The organism is Cyclobacterium sediminis (genome assembly GCF_054781075.1).
This window is the reverse complement of sequence record NZ_BAAGVC010000017.1, coordinates 141,818-162,913: the sequence shown is the minus strand read 5'-3', so window position 1 is coordinate 162,913 and position 21,096 is coordinate 141,818. Positions and strand designations below refer to the sequence as shown.

The 21,096-nt window shown below is 38.2% G+C and carries 16 protein-coding genes; 13 read left to right on the top strand and 3 right to left on the bottom strand.

Annotation, left to right across the window (positions count from 1 at the left end; all coding sequences use genetic code 11):
• Position 1: 1 nt before the first annotated feature.
• Positions 2-2,308 carry a putative monovalent cation/H+ antiporter subunit A gene (locus ACYVHJ_RS15425; RefSeq protein ID WP_460516293.1) on the bottom strand — a complete coding sequence of 769 codons (2,307 nt, stop codon included), beginning with the start codon at positions 2,306-2,308 and terminating at the stop codon, positions 2-4.
• A 243-nt stretch (positions 2,309-2,551) separates the two neighbouring features.
• On the opposite strand from ACYVHJ_RS15425, the gene ACYVHJ_RS15420 reads away from it, so the two are divergent.
• The 9 genes from ACYVHJ_RS15420 to ACYVHJ_RS15380 all read left to right on the top strand — a co-directional run bounded on the left by ACYVHJ_RS15420 (position 2,552) and on the right by ACYVHJ_RS15380 (position 12,767).
• Positions 2,552-5,104, top strand: a complete 2,553-nt coding sequence (locus ACYVHJ_RS15420; RefSeq protein WP_460516290.1) for a phosphoenolpyruvate carboxylase family protein — start codon at positions 2,552-2,554, stop codon at positions 5,102-5,104.
• Positions 5,105-5,472: 368 nt separating this feature from the next.
• Positions 5,473-6,156: a hypothetical protein gene (locus ACYVHJ_RS15415; RefSeq protein ID WP_460516287.1), complete on the top strand. Its 684-nt coding sequence runs from the start codon at positions 5,473-5,475 to the stop codon at positions 6,154-6,156.
• A gap of 1,242 nt (positions 6,157-7,398) precedes the next feature.
• Complete coding sequence (locus ACYVHJ_RS15410) at positions 7,399-7,842, top strand: putative signal transducing protein (RefSeq protein WP_460516284.1); 444 nt, start codon at positions 7,399-7,401, stop codon at positions 7,840-7,842.
• Between the two features lie 529 nt (positions 7,843-8,371).
• Positions 8,372-8,641 (top strand): TIGR03643 family protein, encoded by a 270-nt coding sequence (locus tag ACYVHJ_RS15405; RefSeq protein ID WP_339905588.1) that lies wholly within the window; start codon positions 8,372-8,374, stop codon positions 8,639-8,641.
• A 101-nt stretch (positions 8,642-8,742) separates the two neighbouring features.
• Positions 8,743-9,720, top strand: coding sequence for a cryptochrome/DNA photolyase family protein (locus ACYVHJ_RS15400; protein WP_460516280.1), 978 nt, complete (start codon positions 8,743-8,745; stop codon positions 9,718-9,720).
• Positions 9,717-9,860 carry a DUF2256 domain-containing protein gene (locus tag ACYVHJ_RS15395; protein ID WP_303613904.1) on the top strand — a complete coding sequence of 48 codons (144 nt, stop codon included), beginning with the start codon at positions 9,717-9,719 and terminating at the stop codon, positions 9,858-9,860. The genes ACYVHJ_RS15400 and ACYVHJ_RS15395 overlap by 4 nt, the downstream gene beginning before the upstream one ends.
• Entirely contained in the window at positions 9,847-11,337 is a 1,491-nt protein-coding gene (locus ACYVHJ_RS15390) for a cryptochrome/photolyase family protein (protein WP_460516276.1), read from the top strand. Before ACYVHJ_RS15395 ends, ACYVHJ_RS15390 begins: the two co-directional genes overlap by 14 nt.
• Before the next feature lie 813 nt (positions 11,338-12,150).
• The gene (locus ACYVHJ_RS15385) at positions 12,151-12,363 is read left to right on the top strand and encodes a hypothetical protein (protein WP_339903770.1); all 213 of its coding nucleotides are present in this window, start codon (positions 12,151-12,153) and stop codon (positions 12,361-12,363) included.
• Positions 12,364-12,476: 113 nt separating this feature from the next.
• Positions 12,477-12,767, top strand: a complete 291-nt coding sequence (locus ACYVHJ_RS15380; protein ID WP_460516273.1) for a PIN domain-containing protein — start codon at positions 12,477-12,479, stop codon at positions 12,765-12,767.
• A 563-nt stretch (positions 12,768-13,330) separates the two neighbouring features.
• Here ACYVHJ_RS15380 and ACYVHJ_RS15375 read toward each other — a convergent pair.
• The gene (locus ACYVHJ_RS15375) at positions 13,331-13,585 is read right to left on the bottom strand and encodes a hypothetical protein (RefSeq protein WP_460516270.1); all 255 of its coding nucleotides are present in this window, start codon (positions 13,583-13,585) and stop codon (positions 13,331-13,333) included.
• A 630-nt stretch (positions 13,586-14,215) separates the two neighbouring features.
• Here ACYVHJ_RS15375 and ACYVHJ_RS15370 point away from each other — a divergent pair.
• From ACYVHJ_RS15370 to ACYVHJ_RS15360, 3 genes are all read left to right on the top strand, one after another.
• On the top strand, positions 14,216-16,312 hold the full coding sequence (locus tag ACYVHJ_RS15370; RefSeq protein ID WP_460516267.1) for a M48 family metallopeptidase: 2,097 nt from the start codon (positions 14,216-14,218) through the stop codon (positions 16,310-16,312).
• Between the two features lie 242 nt (positions 16,313-16,554).
• Positions 16,555-17,010: a hypothetical protein gene (locus tag ACYVHJ_RS15365; RefSeq protein ID WP_460516264.1), complete on the top strand. Its 456-nt coding sequence runs from the start codon at positions 16,555-16,557 to the stop codon at positions 17,008-17,010.
• 40 nt (positions 17,011-17,050) lie between these two features.
• Positions 17,051-17,506, top strand: coding sequence for a phage tail protein (locus tag ACYVHJ_RS15360; protein WP_460516261.1), 456 nt, complete (start codon positions 17,051-17,053; stop codon positions 17,504-17,506).
• Between the two features lie 35 nt (positions 17,507-17,541).
• Here ACYVHJ_RS15360 and ACYVHJ_RS15355 read toward each other — a convergent pair whose 3' ends face one another.
• Positions 17,542-19,692: a prolyl oligopeptidase family serine peptidase gene (locus ACYVHJ_RS15355; RefSeq protein ID WP_460516258.1), complete on the bottom strand. Its 2,151-nt coding sequence runs from the start codon at positions 19,690-19,692 to the stop codon at positions 17,542-17,544.
• 459 nt (positions 19,693-20,151) lie between these two features.
• Between ACYVHJ_RS15355 and ACYVHJ_RS15350 the strand changes: the two genes are divergently transcribed.
• Positions 20,152-21,012 (top strand): alpha/beta hydrolase, encoded by an 861-nt coding sequence (locus ACYVHJ_RS15350; protein ID WP_460516255.1) that lies wholly within the window; start codon positions 20,152-20,154, stop codon positions 21,010-21,012.
• The last annotated feature ends 84 nt before the right edge of the window (positions 21,013-21,096 follow it).

The window sequence follows — 21,096 nt, the reverse complement described above, 5'->3', positions numbered from 1 at the left end:
ATTATTCTTTTTCAGTACTTTTAAGATGAAGTTTCAAAAGGCCAAATACACCGATGGCCGCAATGGCCAATACAGTGATTTCCACAATGGTATCAAAGCCTCTGAAATCGACCAGGATAACATTCACCACATTTTTACCTTTGCCTAGAATATAAGCGTTCTTTGCATAGTATTCACTGATTTCCTTGGTTACCGACTCATTCATTACCTCCAAGGTCAATACGCTGATAAGCCCACCAAACACCAAAGCAAGTAAGCCATCCCGGATTTTGTCATTGTTATCAGGCAACACCAAGTACCTCGGAAGATTATACAAGACCAAAACAAATAGGATAACCGTGAGGGTATCTATAGAAAACTGGGTCATGGCCAGGTCAGGTGCAGAATAAAACAAAAAGATCATACAGAAAGAGTAGCCCACTACACCAAGGGAGGCCACAGCCGTAAGTCTGGAATTTGAAAATACAGTGAAGAAAATGGCAGTGGCCATGATCACGACTACCACCGCCTCATAGAATGTGACATCGGAGAGTTTGGATGTATCCAAGTATAACTCTACACCTGAGAAGAAGCGATAAGCCAACAAAATGCATAGAAAGGACAGGATGGTGATGAGGTAGAACCTTAGGTATCCATTTTGGAAAAACTTTGTCCATATCCTACTAAGGCTTACAAAAGCATCGGCAATTTTGTTGATAATTGTATGGGGAGAAATCTTTTCAAACCTTGTTACCTTGGCAAGTAGTCCTTCAGAGGGTTTCAATAAGAAATACAAGGCGATGCCTGAACCAATGGTGATGGCACTTAGAACCAAAATCAGGTTGAAACCATGCCAAAGTTTTAAGTGAAAATCCGGGGTACCTCCTGTGATAGATTGTACGACGGGCTTTATTAGGGCACCTTCAATTAATCCCGGGGCCAGACCGAAAAGAATACCCAATATGCCTAGCAACATTGGGGGAAGGTACATGGCTGGGCTAGGCAGGTGAAGCTTTTGGTATTTTTCCGGTAGTTTCCCTACAAAAGGTTTTATTCCGGCTAAAAAACCGGCAAATAATAAGGCTGCATTGGTAATGATGGCTAAACCGGTTAGGAGCCAGGCAATGTCTCCCATGCCCAAGGTCGCCTCATAAATCAAGTCTTTCCCTACAAATCCAAAGGAAGGTGGGATACCGGCATTGGAGATGGCGGCAAGGATGGCTGCAATTCCCACGGGAAGCATTACCTTATTTAAACCACCCAGCTGGCGGATGTCTCGGGTGCCTGTCTCGTGGTCGATAATGCCGGTTACCAAAAATAGTGTGGCTTTATACAAGGCGTGTACCAGTATAAATACCGCAGCTGCCAGTAAAGCATCTTTGGTGCCAAGGCCAATTAAGAAAACCAGAATACCTAATGCAGAAATGGTGGAGTAGGCTAGAATTCCTTTGAGGTCAAGCCTAAACAATGCATGAATGGCAGCATAGGTCATGGTAATAGCCCCAACAATGATCAAGGTGCTGTTCCACCATTCATGGTTTCCTAAGACGGGGGTAAACCGGGCCAGCAAGTAAATCCCTGCTTTTACCATAGTTGCTGAATGCAAGTAGGTTGAAACAGGTGTTGGAGCTTTCATTGCGCCGGGCAACCAAAAGTGGAACGGAAATTGAGCGGACTTGGTAAAAGCTGCAATAAATAAAAACACCAAAACCCATCCATAGAGCTCATGAGATTGAATGGAGTCGGTAAGAGGTATTAAAGCAGAAATTTGTGAGGTACCGGTGATTTGTCCCAAGCCTACCATGGCAGCCATCAAAAATAATCCACCGAATCCGGTGATGGCCAAAGCTGTGATGGCTGACTTTCTTGAATCGGGATTGTCGTTGTTAAATCCAATTAAAAAGAAAGAACTTATACTGGTTAGCTCCCAGAAAATAAAAAGGGCATAAATATTGTCAGAAAGTACCAAGCCAAGCATGGAGGCCATAAACATGGAAAGATAGGCATAAAACCTATCGAGGTAGGGGTGTCCTTTGAGATAGGAAGAAGTATAAACAAAGACCAGGGTGCCTATCCCGCTTATCAATAACACGAAAAGAAAGGAAAGGCCATCAAGGTGGAAATCTAGGTTGATTCCTATGGATGGTACCCATTGATAACTGGCTTTTATGGTATCTCCTGCCAATAGGATTGGGAGTTTCGAAAGAAAAAACCCAAAAATAGAAAACGGCAGTAAAGCAACCCAAATAGTGGATTTTCCCTTCAGTTTACCCATGATCATGGGAATTACTAAAGCAAAAATAAATCCCGAAATTACGGCAATCAACATCAGCGATTATTTAATGAGTTTGTTTAACGAAAGCCCAAAATACAAAAAATTATAGGATTAGACATGAGATAACGAATCGTTTCCATTAACGGTTAGTTGATGGAATTAATAATGTACTGATAGTAAGCAAAATATAATATAGGAGTAATATCGATAAGAAATTATAACAAAAAATTGATGCATTGAAGCAAAAAAATGTGCATTTTTGAGATATTGCAAAGATTAAATCTAACCTTTTCAACCATGGCAAACATCTACGAGACTGAAGTCGCAAAGCGTTTTACGATTTATAACAGTCTATTTTTAGACCTGCCTTTTGACCAGATTTACAGAACAGGTACTTTGTTACCTATTTTGTCTGAAGCATGTCAAGACGGGTTTAAAAAAAATAAAACGCCAAAGGAAATTATCCGCCAATTCTTTGAAGAATTGATGGCTGATAAATCTGAAGAAGAAAGGCACGACCTTCTCTTTAAAATGGTACAATATATCGAACGTCAAGTGGTATTATTTGATTCGATAGAAGATGCTTCCTTTGAAAAATTCAACGATATCAAAGGCAAAGGTACCATGACCGCCTTGATTGCGAGAGCAGAAAACGACCATAAAAAAGACGAACTTATACAAAAGCTTAAAAACTTTTCCGTTCGATTAACTTTAACTGCACACCCTACACAGTTTTACCCCGGCAATGTTCTGGCCATTATCACTGACCTAGAACAAGCCATACGGAAAAATGACCTGGGAGATGTAGACCTTCTGCTTCGTCAATTAGGCAAAACAGCCTTTATTAATAAAGAGAAACCTTCTCCCTACGAGGAAGCAGTCAGCCTTACTTGGTTTCTGGAATATGTGTTCTATCCAAGTATTTCGGATATAATGATCCGTGTCCTCAACCAGCTAAATATTCCCCTTCACGATTGGGAAAACCCCAATTTGCTGAAAGTAGGCTTTTGGCCGGGAGGTGATAGGGACGGAAATCCTTTCGTAACACATGAAATCACCAAAAAAGTAGCTGATAAACTTCAGAACAGTATTCTGAAATGCTACTATAGAGACATTCGTAAAGTCCGAAGACGTCTCACTTTCCACAATGTGGAGAGTCACCTGATCAAAGCAGAAAAAGGGATCTACAATACCCTTTTTGGTGGTGATGGAGATATTTTTAATTCTAAGGATGATCTGCTTGACGTTTTATATGAAGCCAGAAAGGGCATTATTGAAGAACATGGAGGCCTGTCTCTAGAATTATTGGACGAGTTTATCCTTAAAGTAAGGGTTTTTGGATTCCATTTTGCCAGCATGGATGTAAGGCAAGACAGTAGAAAACACGATGCCCTTTGGGATGAAATATTAGAGAAAAGTGAAGGTAAAGCTGCTTTGGAAACTTACCACAAAGGTGATGAAGAAGCAAAAATTGAGAAAATCCTTTCGATAGACAAATTGCCTGAGATCAGTTCTCTTGAAGAACCTTTTCACAGAGAAATGTTGGAAAGTGTCAAGTCTATCAATTATATTCAAAAGAATAACGGCCCAATGGGCTGTCACAGGTACATCATTTCCAACAACCAATCAGTACTGCATGTGCTGGAGGTTTATCAAATGAATAAATTGTTGTTGGCAGATGGTGGTGACCTATCGCTTGATATTGTACCATTGTTCGAAACCATCGATGATTTGGCAGCAGCTCATGGGGTGATGACCAAGCTTTATAACAATAAAGTGTACAGGGATCACCTGCGCAAGCGTGGCAACAAGCAATCCATCATGTTGGGCTTTTCTGATGGTACCAAAGACGGCGGTTATATCCGTGCCAACTGGTCCATTTTGCGTGCCAAAGAAGAACTTACAAAAGTTGCCAGAGAAGAGGGGATTGATGTGATATTCTTTGACGGCAGAGGGGGACCTCCTGCTCGAGGTGGTGGAAATACCCATAACTTCTATGCTTCTCTTGGTCCTAATGTGGAAAACCGTGAGATTCAGATCACCATTCAGGGACAAACCATTAGTGCCAACTATGGTAAACCGGTAAGCTGTTCTTACAATCTGGAGCAGCTACTTAGTGCCGGCATGGAAAGTCACTTGTATCCTTCCAGTGAAAATAGCCTGACTGAGAAACAAAAATCGCTTATCGATGAGATGGCGGATATCAGTTATAATGCGTATAAGGAACTTAAAAATCACAAGCAATTTGTTCCCTATCTGGAAAAAGTAACGCCTTTGAAATTCTTCGGTATGACCAATATTGGTTCCAGACCGGTGAAAAGGAGCAAGGGAGGAAGCATGAAGTTTGAAGACCTTAGGGCCATACCATTTGTAGGTGCCTGGGCGCAAATGAAGCAAAATATTCCCGGTTTCTTTGGTGTAGGTAAAGCCATAGAGGAGCTTGAGAAGCAAGGTAGACTGGGAGAGGTGCAGCAACTGTACAAAGACTCGTTGTTTTTCCGATCTTTATTGGGCAACTCCATGCAGTCCCTGGCAAAATCTTTTTATCCGGCTACCGCTTATCTTAAGGACGATCCTCAGTTTGGAGGATTCTGGGACCTGATGCACAGCGAGTACCAAAGATCTTACGAAAAGGTGCTTGCAGTGGCAGGAATGACTGATTTGCTGGAGGACAGTCCGCTAAGTAACCAGTCCATAGCCATCAGGGAAAGAATTGTTTTACCGTTGATCACCATTCAGCAGTATGCCATTCAGACCATTTTGGATAAAGGAAAAGAAGATACCGCTTTACAAAAACTGATCCTTAGGACCATGTTTGGTATCATCAATGCCGCAAGAAATGCTGCATAACGACATTAGAAATTTTCTAATAAATATAGAAGGCCACTGTTTCAGTGGCCTTTTTTTTATACCTCTACTTGATGCATCCTATTTAAATTCAGGATGCTTTAATAGTATCCAATGAAGGTAAATAAAATATAGGGGTTTGTTTTTAACCATCTTAGACATTGGTGTTCTAAGATGGTTTTAAGGTATTCGTTTTATTAAACATTTAATAAAACTTGGTTAGGTGAGTTATTCGCAAAATAAAAGAGTGTATTGTAAGTTTAAAGAGTGGTTTTAGTTTTTTTAAATAGTATTTATTTCTTAGTTTTAGTGATAGTTGGAAGGTGAATAAAGTGTATGGTGGGCTTTATTCGTACGTTAGCCCAAATGAAATGACAGACTCAGTTTACTACAATATTGATACATTCACAAATATGATGTATGGCTACAACCATCATTCCGACTCAATTGCAAGTCAAGTATTGCAAAATCAACAATTAATCTCTGAGAAGTTGAATGACTTGTCAAAAGATGACAAGTCAATATTATTTCTAATCTTAGGTGCCATTTTAGGTCTGGCTTTGACATTATTGTGGGAATATATCATGGCAATTAAGAAAAACTGTCATTTCAGAAATAAACTAAAAAAATATGAAGGGTTATATTTAGCATTTAATAAATACGATACAGTAGATAGCAAGCCATTCAGATGCTTTGAATTAAAGCAAGACAAGAATAAATTAAGGATTGTTAATGGCATTTCATTACTAGGTTATGAGGATTACAAAGGTGAAATAAACATGTTAGACAAAAATTTGAATTTCGGCAGTGGATATTTTCAACATAATAAGGCACCCGATAATTTTATAGGATTTGGTTTTTTGGAAGTACAGCTAACTGGCGATGAAATATTGGTTCATGAAACGATCTACAATGATGGTGGAAAACAAAATTCAGATCCATATCGATGGATAAAACAAGACTCAAAAAAAAGGGAAGAGATTATTAAAGGGAAAAGACTATTGCAAAAGGAGGAATTTAAGGAAAAATATAAAAAGCAATTGAAAGAAGACTAGTAACACTTTCGCTAACAAAGGCTAAGAAAACATGCGGGCTGATAAAATTAAATTAATACACTAATAAAACTTGGTTCTCGGCTCACAGATATGTGTTCCAAACTCGCACGTTTCTTAGCCATGGCCGTTAGTGCGCCACGAGGTGGCATTTATCCAGTAGGTGTAAATCCTACCAGGGCAATTGACTGTTCAACCTGAAGAAAAGCGGACAGTAAATTTCGTGAGGAATTCGCTGAAGCTCCCTTGCTTCAATTACTCAAGCCGCAATGCGCAAGTGTGAACCCGTTGTAGCTTCGATAGGTGTACCCATAGATTTGGGGACAGTTTTGATCCCGATTTTTCGAGAGAACCCTGCCCTATTAAAATTGGTCAACTTCTATGAATAAGATTAAATTCAGCGTTCCTGTTGCATTCCTTCAAATTGCAAACAAAAAGTTTAATTAATGGGCAGCCTATTTGATTGGATCATCGGTTTCGGGCTAGCGGTAATCGGAATATTGATATTAATTGTAAAGTTCAGTCGAACTGATAAGCATGACAATGAATTTGGAAAGGCTGCTCATTATCAATACATCATTATTGGAATCTTTCTAATAATCGGAGGAATCATATACTTAATCAAAATATAAAGCCGCTAATCGTGTAAACGGCCCCACCAGATTCCTCTGACGAGCCAGATTAACAGTCATTTGATTTGTAGTAAACTACCGGACGTGAGTATAGATGGATAAATGCTAAACCCTGATGGTTCAGGGCAGGCTGTGGGGGATCTCTTGTTTCAAAGGTTGGCAACCATAAACAGGCTGATATAAGCATAGCGAAGTTCTGCAAGGGTACAAGAGAAGTCGGAGGAGCCCATAGTACCTATGATTGTAGTGTGAACAAAGCATAAATAGGGAAGGGGCTCTACTTTAGAGAAGCGAATATAGAATGGATACTATCCCTACTGGCTTAGTCCTAATCGGCTGAATTAATAAGTAGTTGATTCTAAATGTCGCTATATGTTTGTTCAAATAGGATGAGAAAGCAGATGTGATTCATTTAGCCCATGGGTTATACATATGCTGGGTAGAATCCTATGAAAAGCAAATAAAGAAGGCTTTCGGTAAGCTGTATAAGCGAACACTTCATTGTTTACCCCGTTTTTATCCGGGGCCTTCCCTGTATTTAACAGGGTACAGTTTAATAAAGGGGGTTCAAGAGTTTAATTATTATCTTTATAGGCATTAATAAAGTAGGCGATTGGAGGCTACGCTACTGTGGCATAACAAAGGAAACTTGGAATTATTAACAATTAAGACATTTAACAATTCGATTGAGGCTCATTTGATGAAGTCTAAACTCGAAAGCGAGCATATAATGTGCTTTTTGTTTGACGAATACATTGTTGGAATTAACCCTCTGTACAATGTAACTGTTGGCGGTATTAAATTGAAGATTAAAAAATCTGATGTCGCAAAAGCGGCTGAAATCATTGAAGCGACCGAAAAATCTGTTCTTACAAATGACCAAGGAGAAGTAATCAAATGTCCCAAATGTGAATCAGAAGATATTTATAGCGGGTTTAAGTCAATGAAAGGAACTAAAGGAATTTTATCTGCCATCGTTTCTTTTATTTTTATGGTATTTCCAATTTACTATAAGACTGTTTACAAATGCAAAAATTGTGGTAATGAGTTTAAATAATATGGCTCACAACAACTAAACACGCTGACCGCTGGCCGATCAATCCCATCGACCCCTTCGACAAGCTCAGGGGCCAGTTCATGGTAATGGGAACTTGGTCTATAATGGGAATGGTTTTTACTTTTTTGTTTCTTGTGTTGGGTTATTTTTTCAGGCAATTAATTCCGTTTTTCTGATGGTTAAACCTTGACTATTAGGTTTTTATTTCCAATTGGGGGTTTTTACCTTAGCGGAGGTAATTGTTTTTTAAACAATTAAGCTAAACGATATTTAGGTAAAGTCATTTGCTTACCTCGAAACTCCATTAGGGATTTGGTTGCGCAAATGTCAATAGTCATAAAATGGCTGAGGATGGAATTTCTCCCTTAACCGCTTTTACTGCTTTACAAGTAATATGCTTTAGGTAAAGGGTGAGTTTTCTTTTTTTGAATGACCAGTTTGAAGGGGTTGAATCAATCAATTACTAGCATGATATAAAGTATTCGGGTAATTGTAAAACAACCTAGGGAGGAATCGGTTATACCTTTTGATGAAAGAAACTGACAGGGATAGAATCATTGAGATGGCATGGGAAGATAAAACACCTTTTGAGGCCATACACGCTCAATTTGGACTTTCGGAATCCGAAGTAATCGTCTGCATGCGCAGGGAGTTAAAACCGAGCTCATTCAGGCTTTGGAGAAAGCGGGTAAACAGTGGGACCAGTAAAAAACACCTCCACAAAAGGAATGGAGCCATAAATCGTTTTAAATCCTCAAGACAAAAAACCATTGCTAACAATAAAATTTCAAAAAGATAGTCTTTCCAACCCAAATAGAAGCCATAAAAAAGCGAATTACAGCAATAGACCCTGTACGCTATGCCCAGTCCCGCAATTATGAAGATGGTGCTGTAACTCACTTGAGTCCATATATTTCCAGAGGTGTAATCAGTACAAGACAGGTTTATGAACATATTCAGGGCCTGGCAGTGGAAGATGAGAAACTTATTCAGGAACTTGCCTGGAGAGATTACTGGCAACAGGTATGGTTGGCCAAAGGGGATGCCATTCATGCCGAACTTAAGCATATTCAGAAGCCGGTTTCAAATTTTCAGGTACCAAAGGCAATTGTGGAGGCTTCCACCGGCATAAATGTGGTGGATAAGGCCATTAGAGCCTTGTACGAAACTGGCTATATGCACAACCATATGCGCATGTATGTGGCTTCCATATGCTGTAATATGGCGCATTCTCATTGGTTGGCCCCTGCTAGATGGATGTATGCGCATCTTTTGGATGGAGATATTGCAAGTAACCAGCTGAGTTGGCAATGGGTGGCAGGAGCCTTTTCCAATAAGAAGTATTATGCCAACCAAGAGAATATCAATCAGTTCTTTTATAGTTCTCAGCAAGGTACATTTTTGGATGTACCTTATGAAAGTTTTGGGATTATGGAAATGCCCGAAGTGTTGAAGGAAACTACTTCTTTTGAAGTAGCCTTTTGTTGGCCGAAGAGGGAAAACGTAGCGGTGTTAGAAAACAAACCTACCCTTATCTACAATTACTATAACCTGGACCCTGAATGGCACAGAAGAGACAATTTTCAGCGGATATTGCTTTTGGAGCCTTCCCATTTTGATAAATATCCGGTAAGCCATAAATGCATCGATTTTGTGATTGGTTTGGCTGAAAATATTCCGAGTATACAATTGTATGTAGGGGAGTTTGAGGAGCTTCTTGCCCAAATAGCCCCTGAAAACATAATTTATAAGGAGCATCCGCTCAATTTACATTATCAAGGTCACCAAGAACCCCGGGAATGGCTCAGTACAGTCACAGGTTATTATCCTTCCTTTTTCTCCTTTTGGAAAAAGTGTAAGAAAGAACTCCTAAAATGAAGAAAAAAGACCTTCCCGAAAAAGTTTGTTTGACTTGTAAACGCCCATTTACTTGGCGCAAAAAATGGAAAAGGGATTGGGAGCAAGTGAAGTACTGCAGTGAAAAATGCAAAAGAAATAAAGACAATGAAAGGCATTAATATTATTTTTCCCCATCAGCTTTTTGAAGCGAGTGAACTTATTAAAAATGGACAGGAGTCTTACCTGATGGAGGAATTTCTTTTCTTTCGGCAGTACAAGTTTCACAAACAGAAAATAACTTTTCACCGGGCTTCCATGAAAGCTTACGAGGCATACCTGCAGGGATTGAGTCTTAAAGTTCATTATATAGACACCAACAATTCCTTATCAGACATAAGAAATTTCGGCCAAGAGATTACTAAAAAAGGAATTGAGTCCATCAGTTTGATAGACCCTGTCGATGATTGGTTGATGCAGCGCATCCAAACGCTCTCCAAGTACTGTGAATTCAAGATTTTTCCCAGTCCACAATTTTTAAACAGTGAAGAGGAATTGGAACATTTCTTCAGAAAAGACAAAAAATCATTTTTACAGGCCACCTTTTATAAGCAGCAGCGTAAAAGGCTTGGGATTCTTGTTGATGAAGAGCAAAATCCGGTGGGAGGGAAATGGTCGTTTGATGCAGAAAACAGGAAGAAGTTTCCTAAAGGAGAAACACCTCCGGCCTTAAATTTCCCCAAATATTCAAAGACCTGGGAAGAGGCTTGCACCTATACAAGGAAGCATTTCAGTAAAAACCCGGGAGATGTTTCTAAAGACAGGATTTATCCTATCAATCATAAAGAAGCCAAAGACTGGCTTGAGCAATTTTTAACGTATCGTTTCCACGATTTTGGCAAATACGAGGATGCCATACTAAAAGAGCCTTCATTTATTAACCACAGCCTACTTTCACCTTTAATAAACAGCGGCTTGATTTTGCCTTCTAAAGTGGTGGAAAGCGCTCTTTCTTTTTCAGCCGAAGAGGGGATACCCATTAATTCTATAGAGGGATTTATTCGCCAAATTATTGGCTGGCGTGAGTTTATTCGAGGGATGTATCTCTGCAAGGGCAGGTATTCCCGTACACGTAACTTCTGGAATTTCAAGAGAAAAATCCCTTCCTCTTTCTATGAAGGAACCACGGGAATAGTACCTGTGGATCAAACCATCAAAAAGGTGCTTCAAACCGGGTATTGCCACCATATAGAAAGGCTTATGGTTTTAGGTAATTTCATGTTGCTATGTGAATTTGACCCGAACGAGGTGTACCGTTGGTTTATGGAATTGTTTATTGATGCTTATGATTGGGTAATGGTGCCCAATGTGTATGGCATGTGTCTTTTTGCTGATGGAGGGACATTTGCCACCAAACCTTATATTGGAGGGTCAAATTACATTAAGAAAATGAGCAATTATCCCGGAGGAGAATGGGAAGAAATTTGGGACGGCATGTTTTGGCGTTTTGTGATGAAGCAGGAGGATTTCTTTCGAAAGAACCACCGTACCAATATGCTGATTTATTCCCTTGATAAAATGGATAAAGACAAACAACAGGCACATCTTGACAATGCAGAAGCATTTATCCAGAATAAGTTGGGTGGAAATGTTGAATAATTGGTTTTTAGTGAAACACAATTAAAGTTGCTAGGATTTAAGGCTGGCAATTGAACGTCGGGTTTTTTGAGCTAAAGCCCTATAGTGCTTCATTGGATATTTTCATCTTGATTGCTGCGTTTTTAAAATGTTAATTCTCGGAATGACGTCTGCCGGTCACTGAGCTTGTCTAAGTGTACCGAATTAACCATATACCATTTCGTCATTGCGAACCCTTTTTTGGGGAGCTGTTGCGAAGGGAGAGGGTGTGGCAATCTCTTTATGTTAGAGATTCCTTCGACTTTCTACGCGCAAGGCCTCTGCAAAGTCTCGGAATGACGAGAAGACACGTCATTGCGAACCCTTTATTGGGGAGCTGGAGTGTAGGGAAAGGGTGTGGCAATCTCATCACCTTGGAGATTCCTTCGCCTTCCTTCCCGCATGGCCATTGCAAAGTCTCGGAATGACGAGAAGACACGTCATTGCGAACCCTTTATTGGGGAGCTGTTGCGTATGGAAAGGGTGTGGCAATCTCTTTAGGTTGGAGATTCCTTCGGCTTTCTACGCGCAAGGCACCTGCAAAATCTCTGAATGATGATTTTTTCAAAATTTTAAGTTTACCTCCTGTTATAAATGATACGGTTTTATCGGTTAGGAAATTTAGTAAGGAATGAAAAGTTCACCACATTTGTTAAATTTAGTACGTGGTGCAGATAGTTTTATGAGAAAGGGAGAGTGCTTACCGATCGCCATTTTTCTTAGCTGTTTGAGGGGAGCACCCATGAAAAAATTAGAGGGAAAAAAATAATTTCTTAGCTTTATAAAAAATGAGACATGGAAACGATTCGAATCGATATATTGAATCCCAAAGCTAAAAACTTACTGAAGGATTTAGCAGACTTAAATTTGATCAAAATCAAGGAAGATAAGAAATCTGATTTTTCCGATCTGCTAAAAAAATTAAGATCTAATTCGAAAGAGGAGTTAAGTCTTGAGGAAATAACCAAGGAAGTAGAAAACGTGAGAAAATCACGATATGAAAAGTAAAAGAGTAATACTGGATACCAATTTGTGGATTAGTTTTTTAATTTCTCAATTTCACTGAAATTGATCAACTACTTGAAGATTAAAGAATTGTATTAATATTTTCCTACGAATCATTGGAAGAATTTATAGAAGTAGTTAGAAGGCCAAAATTCAAAAAATTCTTCTCTAAAAATGATGTCGAAAAGTTGTTAAATATATTTGATCAATATGCAGACTTTGTGAAAGTAGCATCCAAGGTTATTATGTGTCGTGATCCAAAAGATAATTTTCTTTTAAACTTGGCAATTGATGGGAAAGCTGATTATTTGGTTACGGGTGACAAAGATTTACTCATTCTTGAAAAGTTAAAAAATACTCGAATAATCACCTTTAGGAGTCTTCTAGAGGAAATAAACCCGAAATAAAATATAGTTTAACTCCGGTTAAATAAAATAAAGTTTTTTAGAAATGAAATTAATCTATAAAATCAATCGATATGGGTTAAGCCAATCATTTCGAATCACTGCTTTCACTTTTTAAACTTGAATTGATAATCATTTAAAAAAGTAATATGAAAATTTGACTAAAGTCAGGTTATATAAGGCAGTTTCCTAAGTAGGCTAAAGCCTAGTCCTATAGAATTTACTCTATTGAAAATTCTTTTAAGCTACAGAATGAAGGATATGGTAGTTTGTTTTTCAATAGCCTCCTGTAATAATCGGAGGTAATGAGCCAATGGCATTAGCGAAAAGCCTGTTTCACTATTGAACTTGCTCTAGGCTAATGCCCTAAAAAGCCAACTGAATTACACCCCGGGTGGCGCTTTCTGCGGCGGCTTGCCTTGGGCTACAAAGATTTCACTTCTCAGGAGTGCTGCATTGGATATTGTCATCTGGATTGCTGCGTTTTTAAAATATTTATTCTCTGAATGACGTCTTCCGGTCACTGAGTTTGTCGAAGTGTACCGAATTAACGGTTTGCCATTTCGTCATTGCGAACCCTTTTTGGGGAGCTGTAGTGTAGGGAAAGGGTGTGGCAATCTCATCAACTTGGAGATTCCTTCGCCTTCCTTCCCGCATGGCCATCGCAAAATCTCGGAATGACGAGAAGACACGTCACTGCGAACCTTTTTGGGGAGCTGTTGCGTAGGGAAAGGGTGTGGCCATCTCTTTAGGTTAGAGATTCCTTCGACTTCACTACTCAAATACCTCCCTAAGCCTAGGAATGACGATTTTTTCATCATCTTAATATAGGATAATGATTATTAACCTTGGTAGGTTAACCAGTTAATTGAATATTTCGTAACTTTAATATATGGAGACGCAACTTTTAAACAGGATTACGGTTAACCCTGAAATTTGCCATGTGATAGAACGTTTATAAATTCTCATTCCTTGACTGAATTCAAGCAAAAAAATATCATATGATGTAGTATAGACTTTTAAATTTATAAAAACATAGTTAGTTTAGAGGCAAAAATTAGATAACTAATATATGGGACGCACTTCTGTCCAATTTTGTAATAGATAAAAAATAAAACTCGGATTTTGCCATAAGGTTCAAAGGGACCGGCCCATTTTTTTTGGAAGGTGATATTATTTTATAAAAGAAGATTTATAGCCTTTTAGGGTTAAGACTGTTGGAATAAATCGATTAGGTCAAATTTTTAGAAACAAATATGACCATGACCATTTTCACCTATAGTCAAAAATAAAAAGTAGAGTCATTAAAAATCAACTTTACTGGCTAACAATTCATGAGATTTTTAAGATAGTCTATAGAACACAGCGTTTAGGAGTAAGAATGACCCGATAATTTTGGAAAAACTGCCTCGGCTTTTCTTGTAGGTTGGTGCAAATTAAGACAAGGAACAATGCAAACTAAAAAAACAGCAATCAAAGTATCTCAGGAGTATAAAACTCAAACAGCTAAAGCAATTGCCTCAATAGTCCTATTTTTACTAACCTATATTCTGATGTTGGCTTTAGCTCTAATTTTGACTATTCTCTGTGTATATGGAGGAATATTATTAATAGCTTTTCGGCCCATGTTTGTTACAATAGTGCTTGGAATAGGCTTGGCCAGTTTAGGTATTCTAGTATTATTTTTCCTTGTGAAATTCGTTTTTCAGACCCATAAAGCTGACAGATCAAACTTAACTGAAATTACCAAGCGTGAGGAACCAGAGCTTTTTGTTCTTATAGAGGAAATTGTTCAAAAAATAGGCACTAGCTTTCCAAAGAAAGTTTATTTATCGGTGGATGTAAATGCAGCGGTATTTTACGACTCAAGTTTTTGGAGCATGTTTTTACCAATTAAAAAGAACCTTCAAATAGGGTTGGGGTTGGTAAATACGGTTTCTAAATCAGAATTAAAGGCCATTTTAAGCCACGAATTTGGTCATTTTTCTCAAAAATCGATGAAGGTTGGGAGCTACGTTTACAATGTAAATCAAATTATATTCAACCTGCTTAATGACAACGAAAAGTATGATAGAATTATTCAGAAATGGGCAGATGTCAGTGGTTATTTTTGGATTTTTGTTTTCATTTCTGTTAAAATTATTGAAGGTATCAAGTGGGTGTTGAGACAAATGTATGGGGTAGTAAATAAGAGTTATTTAGGTTTGTCAAGAGAAATGGAGTTCCATGCAGATGAAGTAGCGGCGACTGTAACAGGTTATGAACCTTTGAAATATTCTTTGCTCAGAATGTCATTGGCAGATCACTCTTACAATAGTATATTGTCATTTTATGACAATAAAATAAGTGAAAATATAAAGTCTGAAAACATTTTTATAGACCAAACTTTTGCAATGCATTTTCTAGCAAAAGAGAATGACATTAAAATCCAAAATAATTTACCCCAAGTATCTGAACACGAATTAAGCAAATTTAATAAGTCAAAGTTGGTAATTAAAGACCAGTGGGCTTCACACCCAAGTGTTGAAGACCGTATTGATATGTTGGAAAAAACAGGGCTGTTGGCTAAAAATATGGACAATGAATTAGCCAACTCATTGTTTTGTGACATTGAAGGAACACAAAGAGAGCTTACCGATAAGTTGTTTCAGGGGATTGTTTACCAAGGAGCTGTGATAAAAATACCTTTTGAGTCATTCAAGGCGGAATTCAGAAAAGAGTTTTTGGAAAACACTTTCCCTAAAGTGTACAATGGTTACTATGACAATAAGAACCCACTCATTTTTGATCCTCAAGAAGTTGGAGAGGAGGTAGAAACAATCAAATTAGCTGATCTCTTTTCTAAAGAGAATGTAGACATGGTTTATTCTGCTATTTCACTACAAAATGATATAGAAACGGTAAGTCAGGTTTCAGATAAAACTTTTAAGCTCAAATCATTCGATTATGATGGAGTAAAGTATAAACAAAAGGATAGTAAGCCCCTCCTTAAACAACTTGAAATAGAATTAGGTCTATTAAAGGAGCAAATAAAAATTAATGATTTAAGGATTTTTCAGTTTTTCAATAGTTATGAAATTGAAAAAATACCTAACACTACCTTGGAGAGTTTATACAAGCAATTTTTTGATTATGAGAAAGAATTTGATTCCAAATTTCAATTTTATATCAAGCTATCTAATGATTTAGATTTCATAAACTTCACAACTCCCAATGATCAAATTAGGTGGAATTTTAGTGATATTGAAAACACTGAAAAAAAATTAAAAAATGAAATACGGGAATTATTAGAAGACAGTAAATTTCAACCGAAAATAAACAAGGTAATAAAAGAAAATTTTGAGTTGTATCTCTCAAAAGATTGGAAATATTTTAGTGGGGATACCTATAAAGAAAATAACTTAGAAATTTTATTTACAGCGATGAATGATTACGCATATTTATTGAACCGTGGCTATTTCCTTATAAAAAAGAAGCTATTGAACTACCAAATAACTTTAATCAATCCACATATTAACTCAGAAATGATTTCGAGCAATGACCGCTAATGTACCATTATGTTTAGGTATACCTAATATTCCCTCTCTTCTGAAGTGATATTTAGCCAGTAAAATACCATGCAGGTATTATTGGTATAAGTAGTTCTGAAGCCAACTTGTAATTGCAACCCTCATAAGCTAAAAAAGATGAAAGAAATGGATAAAAGGTAATATAGTATCTGAATTTTATCATCAGAAATAAGGGATAATTCAGTAACTTGTAATTACCTGAAAATTTTAATTCCCCATGTATGAAATACAAGCAATCACAGTTTGGATGGGTAATAATTTTATTGTTTATACTTTTGGTGGTTTTTCTCTGCTTGGCATACGCCCTGCAATGGGGGAATAATCCACTTACATTTACGCCTTTTTTGGTGTTGAGCTCAGTTGTTGTGGTTTTGGGATTTATGCTTTACAAACTTACGGTGGAGGTTAGAGGTTCAACACTCAGATTGGCTTATGGAATCGGGTTGATAAATTTTAAATTTGAAATCGATCAATTGGAGGAATTGGAGATTATCAGGGTGCCATGGTATTATGGTATAGGGATCAGGATTACCCCAAAAGGCATGCTTTACAGTATTCATGGCTGGAAAGCATTGCAGTTAAAATACAAAAGCAAAGGAAAAAGTAAAAGCCTAATGGTAGGAACTTCTGAGCCGGAACAACTGAAAAGAGCCTTGGAGAGCAATTGTAATCAGTAATAGGAAACTTAGATTCATACATCTAAAATCAAAATAAAATATGGCAGGAGAAGATCAAATTTCAGTTTGGCCGCTGCCTAAGTTTTACTTCTCTGTAAAACTTGAATCATTGGATCGCCCCTTACTTTTTCAGGAAGTGTCAGGTTTGAATAACGAAGTGAAACCTTTGGAATTCAATAATAGAGGTAGCCAGTCTATTTCTTCCTTTGATTTACCGGGCATTTCTAAACCAGAGAATATAACGCTAAAAAAAGGCATTTTTCCGGATAAAAATAAATTTTACGATTGGTTTAATTCTATTAATAGGAATACCATAAGTCGAGAAAAAGTTGTCATTGAATTGCTAGATGAATCCGGAAACCTTACAATGACATGGACCCTATCCAATGCCTCGCCTAGTAAAGTTTCCGTGACAGACCTAGAATCAAATGGAAGTGAAATGGCCATTGAAAGCATTGAACTGGTTTATGAGGCATTAACCATAAATCAAGTATAATCCTTTTCTTCTTATAAACTAAATGAGTATTCGCTTCAGTCTTTAAAATCGACTCCCATATTGTAAAGTGTAAAGGCAAAAATATCCGCATGTTCGTCTATAATCTTCCCGGTAGGTTTTCCTGCCCCGTGGCCTGCATTGGTTTCGATGCGAATCAATACCGGGCTTTCGCCTTGGTGTGCTTCCTGTAGGCTGGCAGCAAATTTAAATGAATGGGCCGGTACTACCCGGTCGTCATGATCAGCTGTAGTAACCAAGGTTGCAGGGTAAGCAGTTCCTTGCTTCAAAGCGTGAACAGGGGAGTAATTTTTAAGGTACCGAAACATTTCCTCACTTTCATCGGCTGTTCCATAATCATAAGCCCAGCCTGCTCCCGCAGTAAATTGGTGGTACCGCAGCATGTCCATCACGCCTACTGCCGGTAAGGCCACTTTGGCAAGTTCGGGTCTTTGGATCATGGTAGCACCCACCAGTAATCCACCATTGCTCCCTCCTTTGATGGCCAAATAATCACTTGAAGTATATCCTTCCTGGATCAGAAACTCTCCTGCAGCGATAAAATCGTCGAACACGTTTTGCTTTTGAAGTTTTGTTCCGGCCTTGTGCCAATTCTCACCATACTCTCCACCCCCTCGAATGTTAGGAACAGCGTAAATCCCTCCATTTTCTAACCATACGGTGTTGGCAATGCTAAAAGCAGGAGTAAGACTGATATTAAAGCCTCCATAACCGTACAAAATGGTCGGGTTTTTACCATTCAAGGTTAAGTCTTTTTTATGGGTAATGATCATAGGAACATTTGTTCCATCCTTTGAGGTGTAAAAAACCTGCCGGCTTTCATAGGCTTCCGGATCAAAATCCAGTTGCGGTTGGCGGTAAAGTTTATGCTTTCCTTCCTTAATAGAATAACTGTAAATGCTTCCGGGCTGCACATAGGATGTGAAGCTATAATAGATGGTGTCTTGGTCTTTTTTGGATGAAAAGCCACTGACAGTTCCTGCTCCAGGAAGGTCGATTGACATTTCTTCTTTGCCTTGGTAGTCATATTGCCGGACTTCGCTGATGGCATCTTTAAGGTAGGTAGCAAAGAGCTTACCCCCACCTTTGGAAACCTGCATGACTTCTTCCTTTTCAGGAATCAAAACCTGCCAGTTTTCCGATTTTGGGTTGTTCAGGTCTATTTTCACCAGTCGGTTATTGGGGGCATCTTTATTGGTTTGGACCAAAAGCCAACCTTTTTGATGATCAAGTACATCGTGGTTATGGTCCATGTTTGTAACGATTGGTCTGATGGTACTTTCTGTTTTGATTAAGTCTTTGATATATAGCTCATTTCCGGTAGTGCTGTTGGCTGCACTGATGACAAGAACTTGACCATCTTCTGTTACGCGACCGGAAACGTACCTTTTTGGCGTCTCATCATTTCCGAATACCAAAATATCTTCAGCCTGTGAAGTACCTAGTTGGTGGAAATATAGCCTGTGGTCATTGGTTAGGGCAGAGAGTTTGGAGCCATCTGGTTGGGCGTAGGTACTGTAGTAAAAGCCCTTTTTTCCTTGCCAGGAAATGCCTGTAAATTTGGCATCTTTAATCTGGTCGTCCAGCAAAGTTTTGTTTTTTGTATCCATCACATAGATGTCTCGCCAATCTGATCCTGCCACTGAAACTGCATAGGCGAAAAGGCTTCCATCTTTGGTAAAGGCAATACTAGACAGAGAGGTACTGCCATCTTCAGACAGCTTATTGGGGTCTAAAAAAACCTCTTCCTGCCCTACTTTTTTGGATCTGTAGAGGACCGATTGATTTTGAAGGCCATCATTTTTAAAATAATAGGTCCATTCTCCGTAGAAAAAAGGGGCACTTACTTTTTCATAGTTCCACACTTTTTCGAGTCGATCTCGAATGGCATCTCGGAAAGGAATTTCAGCCAAATAACCAAAAGTGACTTTATTTTGGGCCTGCACCCATTCTTTGGTGTCTTCAGCATAATCATCCTCCAGCCAACGGTAAGGATCAGCTACTTCTTCTCCCCAATAGCGGTCAGTATGGTCGGTTTTTTCTGTATTTGGATAGTCCACAGGTATGGTATTAAACTGGTTTTCTTTTGAGCAGGCCAAAGCCAGAATTGTTAAGCAGGCGATGCTATACTTTTTTAGATAAAGTGAAAAAGTGGAAAGGTTTTGCATCTTTTTACTTTTTATAAAATTGATAAAAACTCTAATTCAATTTCTAGATCCAAATACACATTAGTATTTAATTTTGTCAATTAATTTCTGAATTTAGGGTTAAATATAAATTAGGGTTAAATATAAAGAGTTCTTTCCGAAAAGCCTGAAATAGGATACAAGGGGATTGAAATGTTTTTCCGCCTTTATTTTTGTCCTTCCCAAGTAAAACTCTATAAAACTCCAGACCTTCCCTTATAATTGTAGGGGGAGAATGCTGAAAAATAATCTAATTAATGCTTCCTGATTTGATAGCTATTCCTTTGCTAAAGGATCAATTTTGTAAAACAAAAGGAATTCTTTTATAACCGTAAAAACCTTACTAGATTGAAGGGTTATTGGAGCTAAAAAAAATGGAGCACCGGAATTAAATGCTGCCCATTTGACAAGTTTACCTAGAAATTAAAAAAGAAGAATTAAATGAACATGTCACTTTCTAAAATTGGTGGACGATTATTTATTGTCATAGCACTTTGTTTTTGTACCGTATCAATTGCTTTTTCAAGGAATCCATTGTTGGAACCTGTCAAAGAAAATAAGGAGCGTTACCTGAATGAGGTGTTTGAGGAGGTTTCCATTCAAAAAGATGTGGTTTTTGGGGAGGCTGTTAATGCAAAAGGAATCAAAGAATCGCTGGCTCTTGATATTTATACACCTGAAAATGATAATGTTAAAAACCGCCCGGTGATTGTGTGGATGCATGGAGGTGGTTTCAGGTATGGAAACGATAAAACGCAGACTTATATCGTTGAAATGGCAAAAAGGTTTGCTAAGAAAGGTTATGTGTGTATATCCATTGATTACCGTGTGAGAGACCAACCAATAGAAGATATTGGCGGCACCCTTTCGGATGCAGTGGAAGATGCTACCAAAGCACTAAAATGGGTAAGAAAACACAGGAAGGATTTAAATATTGACAAATCAAAAATCATCGTTGGGGGCGGATCTGCCGGGGGCATTCTTGGCTCTAATTTTTTCTTCAGTAACAAAACTAAGAAAAAAGACAAAGCAGGGATTATTGGGTTTGTTAATTTATGGGGAAGTACCGGTGAGAAATGGGGCATGCTGAATAGATATAAAAAGGCTCCTCCAACCATTATTGTCCATGGGACAGCTGATAAATCGGTACCTTACAGCAATTCAGTTGAATTGGTGAATAAGTTAACAGCAAATAATGTCAAAAACGAATTGATTACTTATAAAGGGGCAGGCCACACACCGGTTGCTCACATGGATGACTTTGAGATTAAAATTGCTGCATTCCTTTACGATTTGATTTGAGGGGCTGTTTACCTTAAGGTACAAATTTCAAATATATAGAAGCTTGTTTGCTACCTATTTTGGGATTGATTGGAAAGTGTCAAT

Coding starts and splice junctions, on each gene's coding strand:
- ACYVHJ_RS15385 (WP_339903770.1), top strand. CDS start 12,151: ATGGAAACGATTCGAATCGATATATTGAATCCCAAAGCTAAAAACTTA.
- ACYVHJ_RS15395 (WP_303613904.1), top strand. CDS start 9,717: ATGAAGAAAAAAGACCTTCCCGAAAAAGTTTGTTTGACTTGTAAACGC.
- ACYVHJ_RS15365 (WP_460516264.1), top strand. CDS start 16,555: ATGAAATACAAGCAATCACAGTTTGGATGGGTAATAATTTTATTGTTT.
- ACYVHJ_RS15405 (WP_339905588.1), top strand. CDS start 8,372: ATGAAAGAAACTGACAGGGATAGAATCATTGAGATGGCATGGGAAGAT.
- ACYVHJ_RS15375 (WP_460516270.1), bottom strand. CDS start 13,585: ATGATGAAAAAATCGTCATTCCTAGGCTTAGGGAGGTATTTGAGTAGT.
- ACYVHJ_RS15415 (WP_460516287.1), top strand. CDS start 5,473: ATGACAGACTCAGTTTACTACAATATTGATACATTCACAAATATGATG.
- ACYVHJ_RS15390 (WP_460516276.1), top strand. CDS start 9,847: ATGAAAGGCATTAATATTATTTTTCCCCATCAGCTTTTTGAAGCGAGT.
- ACYVHJ_RS15355 (WP_460516258.1), bottom strand. CDS start 19,692: ATGCAAAACCTTTCCACTTTTTCACTTTATCTAAAAAAGTATAGCATC.
- ACYVHJ_RS15425 (WP_460516293.1), bottom strand. CDS start 2,308: ATGTTGATTGCCGTAATTTCGGGATTTATTTTTGCTTTAGTAATTCCC.
- ACYVHJ_RS15420 (WP_460516290.1), top strand. CDS start 2,552: ATGGCAAACATCTACGAGACTGAAGTCGCAAAGCGTTTTACGATTTAT.
- ACYVHJ_RS15370 (WP_460516267.1), top strand. CDS start 14,216: ATGCAAACTAAAAAAACAGCAATCAAAGTATCTCAGGAGTATAAAACT.
- ACYVHJ_RS15360 (WP_460516261.1), top strand. CDS start 17,051: ATGGCAGGAGAAGATCAAATTTCAGTTTGGCCGCTGCCTAAGTTTTAC.
- ACYVHJ_RS15350 (WP_460516255.1), top strand. CDS start 20,152: ATGAACATGTCACTTTCTAAAATTGGTGGACGATTATTTATTGTCATA.